The organism is Delftia sp. S65, assembly GCF_016516495.1.
Classification (GTDB): Bacteria; Pseudomonadota; Gammaproteobacteria; order Burkholderiales; family Burkholderiaceae_C; genus Comamonas; species Comamonas acidovorans.
On record NZ_JACVUR010000054.1, the window covers coordinates 23025 to 34390 of the forward strand.

The 11366-nt window shown below is 69.4% G+C and carries 9 protein-coding genes; all 9 read right to left on the minus strand.

The window, feature by feature from the left end; translation table 11 throughout:
- Positions 1-11: 11 nt before the first annotated feature.
- Entirely contained in the window at positions 12-1058 is a 1047-nt protein-coding gene (gene cpaB / locus IAE24_RS26940; RefSeq protein WP_199962139.1) for a Flp pilus assembly protein CpaB, read from the minus strand.
- 192 nt (positions 1059-1250) lie between these two features.
- Positions 1251-1820, minus strand: coding sequence for an A24 family peptidase (locus IAE24_RS26945; RefSeq protein ID WP_013803751.1), 570 nt, complete (start codon positions 1818-1820; stop codon positions 1251-1253).
- A 2-nt stretch (positions 1821-1822) separates the two neighbouring features.
- Positions 1823-1999, minus strand: a complete 177-nt coding sequence (locus tag IAE24_RS26950) for a Flp family type IVb pilin (protein ID WP_012203998.1) — start codon at positions 1997-1999, stop codon at positions 1823-1825.
- A 91-nt stretch (positions 2000-2090) separates the two neighbouring features.
- Entirely contained in the window at positions 2091-2267 is a 177-nt protein-coding gene (locus tag IAE24_RS26955) for a Flp family type IVb pilin (RefSeq protein WP_013803749.1), read from the minus strand.
- Between the two features lie 105 nt (positions 2268-2372).
- A complete protein-coding gene (locus IAE24_RS26960) occupies positions 2373-4082 on the minus strand; it encodes a TolC family protein (RefSeq protein WP_199962138.1) in 1710 nt (569 codons plus the stop codon).
- Positions 4082-5458 (minus strand): HlyD family type I secretion periplasmic adaptor subunit, encoded by a 1377-nt coding sequence (locus IAE24_RS26965; protein ID WP_199962137.1) that lies wholly within the window; start codon positions 5456-5458, stop codon positions 4082-4084. The genes IAE24_RS26960 and IAE24_RS26965 overlap by 1 nt, the downstream gene beginning before the upstream one ends.
- Complete coding sequence (locus tag IAE24_RS26970; RefSeq protein WP_199962135.1) at positions 5455-7326, minus strand: peptidase domain-containing ABC transporter; 1872 nt, start codon at positions 7324-7326, stop codon at positions 5455-5457. The genes IAE24_RS26965 and IAE24_RS26970 overlap by 4 nt, the downstream gene beginning before the upstream one ends.
- Positions 7327-7425: 99 nt before the next feature.
- Positions 7426-10647 (minus strand): Mur ligase, encoded by a 3222-nt coding sequence (locus IAE24_RS26975; protein WP_233626377.1) that lies wholly within the window; start codon positions 10645-10647, stop codon positions 7426-7428.
- A 112-nt stretch (positions 10648-10759) separates the two neighbouring features.
- Complete coding sequence (locus tag IAE24_RS26980) at positions 10760-11284, minus strand: OmpA family protein (protein ID WP_012204004.1); 525 nt, start codon at positions 11282-11284, stop codon at positions 10760-10762.
- Between the last annotated feature and the right edge of the window lie 82 nt (positions 11285-11366).

Consider the following 11366-nt stretch of genomic DNA (forward strand, 5'->3'; position numbering starts at 1 on the left):
GTTGTGTGTTCTCAGTAGTTCACCATCTGCACTGCGGCTCCGTTGTGCAGCTCCACGGTGCGTTCGCGCGGGGCCCGCTGCGGCGGCGGCCGCACGGCGGGTGCGAAGGCCGTCATGGGCTGGGCGGCAGGCTTGCGGATGTTCCTGGCGTCGGCGCCGGTGGCCAGGTCCTGCATGCGCAGGCCGGCGAAGGCGCGGTCGGCACCTTCCAGTGCCTGGTCTTTCCTGAGGCGGCCCGCCACCGGCTGCAGTGCGCTGGGCAGGGCGGCGAAGAGCTTGGGATCGGGCACGGACAGGTCGTCCGGGTTGCGCAGCGCCAGGGTGAGCTGGCCGAATTTCTCGGCCAGCGTGAGGCGCTCCACATCGTCCAGCGGCACGGCCAGCACGGCCGATTGCACGTTCTCAGGGCGCTGGCCGGTCTGATCCGCAGCGCTGGCGCGGCGCAGCGACGAGCCTGCCGATTCCTTGTCCTGCTGCGCCTGGCGCTGGACGGCCGACATGGGTGGGCGTTCCACGCTGCCGGAGCCGTAGGCCAGCACGCGGCTGCGCGCCAGCAGCAGCCGGGTCTGCGCGTCCACGGGGGCCTGGTCGGACTTGCCGTCCAGCGTGAAGTAGACATCCACGAAGTCGCCGGGGCGCACATGGTGGCCCGCGGCCATCTGCTCCCGGATGGCAATCGCCAGGGCGCGCTGTCCCGGCTCCAGCTGCAGCGCCAGGCCGCTGAGCAGTTGCTGCTCGAACAGCGGGGTGCCCGGGGTGAGCGCCATCAGCGTGGTGCGGCCCAGCACGTCGTCGGTCGCGGCAAAGCTGCCGGGTACGGGGGCGGGCAGCTGGGCCAGCTTCACATCCTCGCTGCCGATGCGCTGGCCTGCGGCAATGGCCTGGGCCACGACCACGACGGCATGCTGCGGCACGGGCTCGGGGGCCGGCTGCGCCGAGGCGGCCGGCGAGGGCTGGGCCACGGGGCGTGCGGGCTGGCTGCCCAGCAGCCAGGCAAGGCCTGCGAGCACGAGGGCCAGCCCCACCAGCAGTCCGGCAAGAATCTTGGTGAGGTTCATGGCTGGGGCTCCTGGTGCAAGTGGGTGGCGACGGTGTTCAGGCATGGGGGCTGCCCTGGCGCTTTCCTGCCATGGCGCAGAGGGTCCGCCAGGGCAGGAAAGCGTCCGGATAGCGCACGGCGGCGGCTTGCGGCGGGGCCGGGCCGTGTGGTGCGTGGCGAGGGGAAAGCGATCTGCATGGGCATCTCCCGTTCAGGCAAGCGGCTGGCTGTGGCGCCAGGCCAGGGCGATGGCCGCAATGGCCATGTAGCCGGCATAGGGAATGGAGCGCTGGGGCTGGCGCGGTCCATCGGTGGCGCCTGCGGGCTGAGACGCAGCGCCCAGCGGTGCCAGGCGGGCCGCCCAGGCCAGGGGCAGCCGGGCCTGCAGCCACAGGCCGGTGGGGCTGTGGCTCAGGTGGCGCAATGACAGCACCAGAAGGCCGTGCAGGCCGGCCAGCAGGCTGCCGCCAGTCCAGATCAGCAGCAGGTCGAAGCTCAGCCCGAACCACAGCCCTGCGACCGCGCCGAACTTGACGTCGCCCGCTCCCATCCAGCGCAGTGCATAGAAAGGAAGCAGCACGACAAACCCCGCCAGCAGTCCGGCCAGCGCGTTCCAGGCCGAGACCTGGAACGGCTGCGCCCCACTGGCCAGTGCCGCCGCGCCTGTGGCCAGGCCGAGCAGCACCATCCAGTTGCGCACGCGCCGGATGCGCAGATCCATGACCGCAATCGTTGCGAGCCATGTGATGCAGACGCACAGCCATAGCGAGGCCCACTCCATCTTCAGGGGGCAAGTCCGTTGAGCTTGGTGGCCAACCGGTTGAACAGTCCGTTCAGATCGGTACCCAGCGCGGTGGCGCCCACGACGATGCCCACGGCAATCAGGCCGGCAATCAGCCCGTATTCGATGGCGGTGGCGCCTTCCTCGTCTTTCCAGAAGTTCTTGATCATTTCGGTCATGGCATGGTCCTTTCGGTTTGCAAAATGCCTTGGCGCCGGGGGCGGAGGCAAGCCCCGCCCGAGCCCGGCCAGATCGCGCCGGAGCCGGCGCTCAGGGAACGAAGCCGGTGAGCTTGGTGGCGATCCGGGTGAACAGCCCATTCAGATTGGTGCCGAGCGCGGTGGCGCCCACCACGATCCCCACGGCGATGAGGCCGGCGATCAAGCCGTACTCGATGGCGGTGGCGCCTTCTTCGTCTTTCCAGAAGTTCTTGATGATGTCGGTCATGGCATCGTCCTTTCGGTTGCAAAAGCCCATCGTTGTCGATGGCGGCGGCTGGCGATGGGCAGAAGCCGGCCGCTGCACGGGAAACCTCACCTGCCGCTTCTCACTTCACCACTGCTGTCGCGAGGCGGTGGTTGGAAAAGCGTCTGAAACGGGGCGCAACTGCTGCTCAAGGCGCAGCTGTATTCGTTGGGGCATGGCGCTGGCGGACAGGGTGGCCACGGCAGCGTCCTGGGGTTCGGGGCGGATGCGCGAGGGCGCAGGGCCGGGCGCGTTCCCGGGCTCGTCCATGGGGGCAGTGCCTGGCGCACCACCACCTGCCGGAATCGGTTTTTGCGGGGTGAACAGCGCGTTCAGCCATTGATCGGGCGGGTCCTGGGGCAGGAGGCGGCCGGTGGTGCGTGCCAGCCGCAGTTCGTTGATGCGCTGGTCGTAGATGGCGTCGGCCTCGTCCAGCAGCAGGCGCTGCATGTCCAGCTGGGCGTCCAGCACCTGGGCCAGGCTGCCGCGCCCGACTTCGAGCAGGCGGCGGCGCCCTTCGAAGGCGGCGCGCGCCTCGCGCACGGCGTCGGCCAGCTGGCTTTCGCGCTGGCGGCCGGACTGGGTGCGTCCCCAGGCGGCGGAGGCGGTTTCGCGCACCTGGCGGCGCACGGTTTCCTGCTGCGCTTCCTGGGCCTGCAGTTCGTTGATGGCCTTGAGGATGCGGTCGCGCAGCTCGAAGCCGTTGCCGAAGTTCCAGCTCAGCTCCACGCCGTAGCGCGTGCCCTCGGCATAGAGCACGCCGCTGGGGTCGCGCGTGTGGGCCACCACGGCGGCCAGCGTGGGAAAGCGCTGGGACTTGCTGCGGTCCACTTCGGCGCGGGCCTTCTCGATCTGCTGCTCCATCTCCTGCAGCTCGGGGCTGACGGTTTCGGAGGCCTGCAGTGCCGAGTCCTCGTTGGCCGGCATCCATTGCACGGGCACGTTGAGCTGGGGCAGCCAGCCGGGCTGGGGCGTGAAGCCGAAGTAGCGCGTGAAGCGGGCCTGCGCATCCATGCGCTGCGACTCCAGCGCGTGCTGCTGGGCCAGGGCGCCGGCCTGGCGCGAGGCGGCCTGGCGCAGGTCGTTGCGGCCCACGGCGCCCAGTTCGGCGCGGCGCTCCTCGATGCGCGCGAGCTGGCCGATGATGCGCGCCGACTCGGCCGCCACGCGCGCCTTGTCCTCGAATCGATGCAGCTCCAGCAGGGCGGTCAGCGCCTCCAGCAGCACGTTCTGGCGCGTGCCGTAGAGCACGCTGCCCTGGGCCGCTTCCTGCGATTCGGCCGAGCGTATGCCCGCGCCGATGGCGCCGCCGTCCAGCAGGGCCATGCGCACTTCGGCGTTGACGGCGGTGTAGGACTCGCGGCCCCGGCGCAGCTTGGCATCGCCCGTGTTGGTGCCCACCTTGAAGGTGGGCCAGCGCGCGCCGCGCGCGGTGTTCACGTCATGCCCGGCCGATTCCAGCGCGGCGCGCGCCTTGCGCACGTCGGGGTATTCGTCGATCAGGGCGTAGAGGGCATCGAGCAGGCGGCGCTGCCCGCCGTCGCTGGCCAGGGTGCCCGGCGTGAGGTGCTGGGCCAGGCGCAGGACCACGGGGTCTGGTGTTGCGGATGCGGGCGCGGCTGCTGCAACCATGCCGATGTCCGTATCAAGGTCCCTGTCCGCCGCAGCCACGGGCGCGGCAGCGGCCTGCAGCGCCTGCAGTGCGGACAGGCAGCAGGCAGCGGCCAGCAGCTGGCGCAGCCGGGTGTGGCAGCGGGCGTGCCAGCCCATGGAAGGGGAGGTCGGGCGGCCTGGCATCAGGGCTCCCGGAAGGCTTCGCTCTGGATGCGCAGCACGGGCCGCAGCAAATACCAGATAAAGGGTTCGTGGCCCAGCAGCAGGTCGAGTTCGGCCTGCATGCCGGTGGTGATGCGGTTGTCGGTGCGGCCCACCCAGGGCTGCTCCAGGCTGGCCTGGATGCGGAAGTACGAGGGCGAGTCGGCCAGGTTGGGATCGCGGTCGGCATCGGCCGCCACCAGGGTGACCTGGCCGGGCACCGAGCCGTAGCGCAGGAAGTCGTAGGCCGAGATCTTCACCCGGGTGGCCTGGCCGGGGTGCACATAGCCACGGTCGGCGGGGCTCAGGCGCGCCTCGACGATGACTTCGTCCTTGTCCGGAACGATTTCGAGGATGGGCTCGCCGGGCTTGACCACCCAACCGGCGCCCGAGCTGCGCAGGCCCTTGACGAAGCCGCTGGTGGGCGCCAGCACGGCCGTGCGCGTGCGCTGGGTGCGGGCGCGGACCAGGTCTTCGTTGAGGCTGGCCAGCTCGCGTTCGGTCTGGGCCAGCTCGTCGGAGGCGCGGCGGCGGAAGGCGCCCTGGGTCTCCTGCAGCTTGGCCTGGGCCTGCTCGATCTTGGCGCGGTTGCTGAAAAGCGTCTGGCGCGAGGCAGCCAGCTCGGCGCGGACCTGCTCCAGCGCCCGCTGCTTGTCCAGCACTTCCAGCTGGCCTATCAGCTGCTCGGAGGCGAGCTGGCCGGCAATGGAGGCTTCCTGCTGGTGCAGGCGCAGATTGGTCTCCAGCCCCTCGATGCGCGCCTGCACCTGGGCCACGTCGCCGCGCGCCTGCTGCAGCTGGGCCTGGGCTGCGGCAAGGCTGCCCTGGTGCTCCAGCGCGCGTGCCGAGAAGGCGCCCAGTTCGGCCTGGACCACCTGCGCGTCCAGGTCGGCGGGGAAGGCGGTGCGCTGCAGCGGCCGGCCCTGGCTTTCCGCGCCCAGACGCGCCTTGACGGCCTGGGCCGTGGCCATGCGGGCGGTGAGCTGTTCGAGGTTGAGGCTGTTGCTGCCCAGGTCGATTTCCAGCAGCGGCTGGCCCTGGGTCACGGCCTGGCCTTCGCGCACATGGACGGCGGTGACGATGCCGCCTTCCAGATGCTGCACGGTCTGCACGCGGTCGGAAGGGATGACCTGGCCGCTGGCGACCACCACGTTCTCCACCGGATAGAACAGGCCGGTGACCACCAGGGCGGCGACGGGGATGACGAGCAGCCACTTGCCCCGCGCCAGGGCGGTTCGGCCAGGGGTGGGGGCCGTTGCGCCGGACGCGTCCGCAGGCGGCTGGCCGTGCACGGCCGCCTGCGCCTCGCTCGACTGGCGCAGCACCAGGGGGAGGTCGTCGTAGCGCCCGGCCCTCATGAGGCAAGCTCCTGCGCCACGGCGGGGTGATCGGCATGCGGGGCCGGGTCGGCCGGCGTAGCGGACGCTGCGGGTGCTGCGGGTGCTGCGGGTGCTGCGGGAGCCGCAGGCTCGCGCGCCGTGCCGAACAGCTGGGGCAGCAGCAGCTGGGGCGAGCCATGCTCGATGCCGCCGTCGCCGCGCACATGGTAGAGGTGCTGGGCCATGGAGGCCACGCGCAGCGAGTGCGTGACGACGATGACCGTGTGCTTGAGCGCAATCTGCCGCAGCGTCTGCAGCAGCGCGGTTTCGCTCTCGAAGTCCAGGTCGTTGCTGGGCTCGTCCAGGATCAGCACCGAGGGGTTGCGCAGGAACAGCTGGGCCAGGGCCAGCTTGCGCAGCTCGCCGGCCGACAGGCCCGCGCCGCCTTCGCCCAGCACGGTCTGGTAGCCCTGGGGCAGGCGGCTGATGAAGCCGTGCGCGCCCGAGATCTGGCAGGCGGTGACGATCTTGTGGTCGTCGGCATCGGGGTTGACCATGCGCAGCCCGTCCACGATGGGGCCGCTGAACCAGTACACCTGCTGGGCCAGGCAGCCTATCCAGCGGCCCAGCTCGGCGCGCGGGAACTGGGCCATGTCGTATTCATCGATGAAGATGCGCCCCTGCGTGGGCTGGTAGAGGCCGGCCAGCAGCTTGGCCAGGGTGGACTTGCCGGCGCCGTTGCGCCCCACGATGGCGTGCAGCCCGCCGGGGCCGATCTCCAGCGATGCCTGCTCCAGCGCCACATGGCCGCCCGGGTAGTGGAAGCTTGCCTGGTCCAGGCGCAGCCGGCCCTGGGGCCGGGGCAGGTCCACGGTGTCGGTCATGGCCTCGACGGGTTCCTCCAGCACGGCCTGCAGGCGGCGTGCGGCCTCGTTGGCATGGGCCAGCGAGCGCCAGTTGCTGGCCAGTTGCGAGATGGGGCCCAGCGCCTTGCCCGACAGCAGGTTCACGGCCATCAGGCTGCCGATGCTCATCCACTGCGCATTGATGGCAATGGCGCCCACGGTGATCACGGCAATGGAGAACAGCGTCAGCAGCACGGTGCTGGCCTCGCGTGCGTTCTCCATCTCGCCGTTCTTGCCAAAGCTCTCGGCCAGCCAGCGGTCATAGCCGCTTTGCCAGTTCTGGCGTGCGGCGGCGTCGTAGCCCAGCACCTTGAGCGTGGCGCGGGCATTGCAGATCTCGGCCGTGCCCCGGTCCAGCATGCGGGCCTGGGCGATTTCCTCCACGCGGCCGCTGCGCACCTCGTCGGCCCACCACCAGGCCAGCACGCCCATGATGAGCATGGCCACCAGAATCACCGGCAGCACGGGCCAGGCAATGATGCCGATGACGACCAGGGCCAGCAGGGCCATGGGCAGGTCCAGCAGCGAGGTCGCCAGGCCCCCGGACATGCCTGAGCGCATGGCGCTCACGTCGCGGAACAGCTGCAGCCACTGGCTGGAGGAGCGCTGCTCCAGCGCGGCCAGCGGGTGGCGCAGCATGGAGTGCATCAGCGCCTGGGACACGTCGCGGTCGATCATGGCGCCGGCTTCGCGCAGGGCGCGGGCGCGCCTGCGCCGCAGCCACCATTCCACGCCCAGGAAGAACAGCACGCCCGCCACCATGGCCGTGAGGGTGGCGGTGCCTCCACGCGCAATGACGCGGTTGTAGACCTGCAGCAGGAAGATGGACGGCAGCAGGCCCAGCAGACTGATGGGCAGCGACAGCCAGCCAGCCCGGCGCAGCTGGTGCGCAGCCCGGTCGAAGGACTCGGCGATGGCAGATGCAAAAGCCCCCACCGTCTCCGTTCCCGACGGCATCGCCGTGGCCTTGGCCAACTGACGGGGAAGAAGGTATCGGATCATGTTCTGATGGGCTTAGTAAGCATCTTTACAAAATGTAAAGGTACTCGTTTCACAAACACTGTAGCGAGTTATATACAGCCCTCTATAAGTTTTATTCAATCAAGAATGCATGTTCATTTGTTTTTGATGTGGATCAAAGCAGGGAGCCTGAATAGACGCTATTAAATGGCCCCCGTGGCCACTGAAACTATCCCGTATGGCATCGGCCGCCAGGGCAAGATTGGTCGTGGCGCGGCCGGCCAACAAAACCGTATCGCCTTTATGGGTTGTTCTCAGCAGCGAGCAAATCAGCTGATTCAGATCGTCATACCAATTGACGTGCAAAAGATCGCCCAAGGCTGCCGCCAGCGGCCTGAGCGGCTCCCCGTACAGCAGCACGCGCCGGGCCTGGGCATCCCGCACCAGCGGCTCCAGGGCCAGCTGCGCAGCGTCGATGCTGGCCTGGCCGGGCTGTATGCCCGCCAGCACGATCAGCCTTCTGCTCACATGGGGAGCGACCGACTGCAGCTGGGAAAATGCAGCTGTCATGGACAGTAAGTGGTTGCTCAGGCTGTGGTCCAGCAGGCAGATTCCACTGGGCAGGAGCTGCGGCTGCCCGGCTCCGATCATGGGCTGCCAATGGGCCAGGGAAGCCTGCACCTGTGCGGGCGCATAGCCCAATGCATGCAGGGCCGCCAGGGCCGCCTGCGCATTGAGTGCCATGTGGTGGCCGTCGGATTGCAGGGAAATGCCCAGGCGCAGGCTGCCCATGCCTATTTGCAGATTTCCATTGTGAAACCCCATTTCACGGACCTGTGCATTGCAATGGGGGCCAAACGTGATCAGGCGCAGTCCCATGCGTTTGGCATGCTCAATAACACTGGGGTTTTCACCTATGTCCTGATCGGTGACCAGCGCACTGCCTTTGTGCATGAGCTGCATGGCTTCAAGCACTTCCTGCAATGCTTCGTATTTTCTTTCACCGGACAGACCGGCCTGTCCGGAGGGCTCGGACTCCCCTGAATGGGGGGTGTTATTTATTGAAAGATTAGTAATAACCAGAATATCTGGGTCAATCAGCGGCAGGTCGCCACGCAGTGCCTGCAATGGCAGCTCCAGCAGGGCGCAGGGCGAGGCCTCGCTCCAATTGATCATCTGCAGCGCCGTGCCCTGGGACAGCAGGGCATCGCCACGCGCGTCTCCCCCGTCCTGCAGGCACTGGCGCATCATGCCCAGGGTGGAGGTCTTGCCCACGCAGCCGCTGACGGCGACCACGGGCGACTGGATGCGGCGGCGGGCCGCCTGCGCCAGATTGCGCAGGCCCTCTTCCATATCAGGCACATGCAGCACCGGCACGCCGTGGTCCAGCAGGCCCTGCGGGCTGCTGCTGATCAGCGCCGAGGCGCGCAGCGTGGGCAGGGCCGCAGCCTGCACGCCCAGCGCCATGCCCGCACGCCGCACCAGCACGGCGGCGCCGGGCTGGTGGTGCAGGCGGCTGGCGTCCAATCCCGCGCAACCGGTGCCGCGATCTGTGCCGCTATCGGTGCTGGGTTCTGTGCCGGGCTCCGTCGTGGCATCCAGCCAGCGCCCGCTCATCAGTTCAGCCAGGGAAGCTCTGTCCCAGGACATGGGCGGGTACATGGAGCCCGCTGTGGGCCGAAAAGCCGGCTGGCCCGCAGTCTCATCGGCCCGCGACGCGAGGGAGAGTGATGGCGAGGGCGGGGAAGCTTTGGCAGGGCTGTCGCCCGCGCTCAAGCCGTGGCCTGCCTGCGCAGGCAGCGCGTCTTCCCCGGATTCGGCAGCGGCATGGCTGGTGGCCGCGCGCAGTGCCTGGGTCAGGGCGTCCAGCAGTTCCAGGCCTGCCAGGCTGGATGCCAGCAGCCAGGCGATTTCGCGCGGGGACTGCAGCACCTGGCGCAGGCTTGCATCGGCAAAGGCTGCATGGCGGCGCCGGGCGGGCGGCAGGTACAGCGCCTGCTCAGGCCAGATGGCGCGCTGGGCCATGCCTTGCAGATGGCGCTGCAGGCTGATCTGCCATTGGCGCAGCAGGTCGGTGGGCTGCGGCTCCAGGCCTGCGTCGAGCTGCAGGCTCTCGATCAGGGCAATGCCTATCCAGCGTGCACAAAGGGCGCCTGCCTTGTCGACACTTTCGCCATCGTCGCCATCGTCGTCGCCATTGCCGTCATTGCCGCCATCCATGCCCAGCAGCTGCGGCAGCGCGGCCTGCAGGAAGGCGGCAGGCAGGGCCGCCGTGTCGGGCAGGGCGCTGCGCGCCGCGCGCAGCGTGGGGCTGTCGCTGGTGGCGGGGCGCGAGCTTGCATAGACATGCATGGCCAGCTCGGCCCAGGTCAGCATGGGCTGGCCGGAGCGGGGTGTGCCGGCTTCAGCGGCATTGGCGGCAGCGGCGGCAGCCTTGGTGGTGCTGGCCGAAGCGGCAGCCATGGACAGCAGGCTTTCCGCCAGCGGGTCCATCAGCGCCGGAATGCGGGCGCGGGCCTGGCTGTCGGCTCCCGGCCCCAGGACAAAGCTGTTGCGCAGGTGGCGGGCCAGCACCAGCATGGCCAGCGAGCTGGACAGGCAGTCGCCGGGCAATGGCTGCAGCCGTTGCTCGACATGGTCCACGGCCAGCGCAATGGCCTGCGCCAGCGCGGCGCTGCCCGCATGGCGCTGGGCCTGCAGTAGGGCGTAGGTCACGCCCAGGTGGTCGCAGACATCCCCGCAACCGGGCCAGCTTCCGTCCTTGCCCTGCTGCGCCAGCAGTTGCTGCAGCGCAGCGTGCACGGGCACGAGGTGGGGCCAAAGGCGCTGCTCGGGCGGGTCGGTGCGCGGCACGGCCAGGGCGGGCTGCTCCCCGCTGATATAGATGCCGCGCAGGTGCAGCAGCAGGCAGGGCGGGTGCAGGGGCCGTTGGGCGCTGCCTGTTTCACTGCCCAGCGGGTGCGGATCTGGCAGCAGGGGCTGCAGCAGCTGCGCACGCTCCAGGCTGGCATCAGCCAGGGCCAGGGAGCGCATGGGCGCCTGGGTCCAGGCGCTGCAGTCCGGCAGCGGACTGTCCGCCTTCAGGGGCGTGATGTCCTGCGCCCAGTCGATGCGCAGATCGACCTCGTCACGCTTGCGGGCCCAGGCCCATTGGCGCACGCGTGTCGCACCCTCGCGCCAGGCAGCCTCCAGCGTGGTGGCGCGCACGTGGAAGACGGAGGCAACCTTGTTCTCGGCCGACACCGTGAAGAAAAGAATGCAGCCGGGGTAGGGTTCGGGCAGCAGCACCATGTGCCGTGCCAGGTACTCCAGGCCATTTGCCAATTGCTGCGACAACATGCTCTCGGCCTCGGTCAGGGTCATTGGGAGGCTGCTCTTCCCGTGGGGACGGGACGCCGGGCTGCGGTGCACCGACCGCGTGCGGATCTGTTCCTTCATGGCGGCCCGGCGGCAGGCGGATGCGGAGCGCGGCGGCTCAGCGGTAGTCGAATTCCACGCGCCGGTTGCGCTGGTGGGCTTCTTCGCTCGTGCCTTCGTCGGCCAGCCGCTCCTTGCCGTAGCTGACGGACTCCACGCGGGCCGGGTTCACGCCCAGCAGCTGCAGGCTGTTGCGCACCGCGTCGGCACGCTTTTGGCCGAGCGCCAGGTTGTATTCGATGCCGCCGCGCCTGTCCGTATGGCCGCGCAGCATCACCGAGCGCCCGGGATTGCTGCGCAGCCACTGCGCATGGCTTTCCACGATGGCCCGGTCGCTGTTGCGGATGGTGTAGGCGTCGAAGTCGAAGTAGACGATGTGGGCGACGTTGGCGGGCCCGCGCTGGTCGGCCTGCGTGGTGGCCACCACGGGCGCGACGCCGGAGCTTGCCGGCGCCGGGGCCGGGGCCTTGCCGAAGGCGTAGTGGTGCTCGGAACGCTGCGTGCTGGTGGTGGCGGTGGATCCGCAGGCGGCCAGCCCTGCGGCCAGCAGCACGATGGTGCACAGCCTGAAAGTGTGTGACATGGAGGATCTCCTGGGACGTGGGGCGGCCCCCCGGGGGGGGGGGGGGGGGGGGGGGGTTTGGGGCAGGACAACCCCCCCCGCC

Coding starts and splice junctions, on each gene's coding strand:
- IAE24_RS26965 (WP_199962137.1), bottom strand. CDS start 5,458: ATGAGGGCCGGGCGCTACGACGACCTCCCCCTGGTGCTGCGCCAGTCG.
- IAE24_RS26980 (WP_012204004.1), bottom strand. CDS start 11,284: ATGTCACACACTTTCAGGCTGTGCACCATCGTGCTGCTGGCCGCAGGG.
- IAE24_RS26950 (WP_012203998.1), bottom strand. CDS start 1,999: ATGACCGAAATGATCAAGAACTTCTGGAAAGACGAGGAAGGCGCCACC.
- IAE24_RS26955 (WP_013803749.1), bottom strand. CDS start 2,267: ATGACCGACATCATCAAGAACTTCTGGAAAGACGAAGAAGGCGCCACC.
- IAE24_RS26975 (WP_233626377.1), bottom strand. CDS start 10,647: ATGACCCTGACCGAGGCCGAGAGCATGTTGTCGCAGCAATTGGCAAAT.
- IAE24_RS26970 (WP_199962135.1), bottom strand. CDS start 7,326: ATGATCCGATACCTTCTTCCCCGTCAGTTGGCCAAGGCCACGGCGATG.
- IAE24_RS26960 (WP_199962138.1), bottom strand. CDS start 4,082: ATGCCAGGCCGCCCGACCTCCCCTTCCATGGGCTGGCACGCCCGCTGC.
- IAE24_RS26945 (WP_013803751.1), bottom strand. CDS start 1,820: ATGGAGTGGGCCTCGCTATGGCTGTGCGTCTGCATCACATGGCTCGCA.
- cpaB (WP_199962139.1), bottom strand. CDS start 1,058: ATGAACCTCACCAAGATTCTTGCCGGACTGCTGGTGGGGCTGGCCCTC.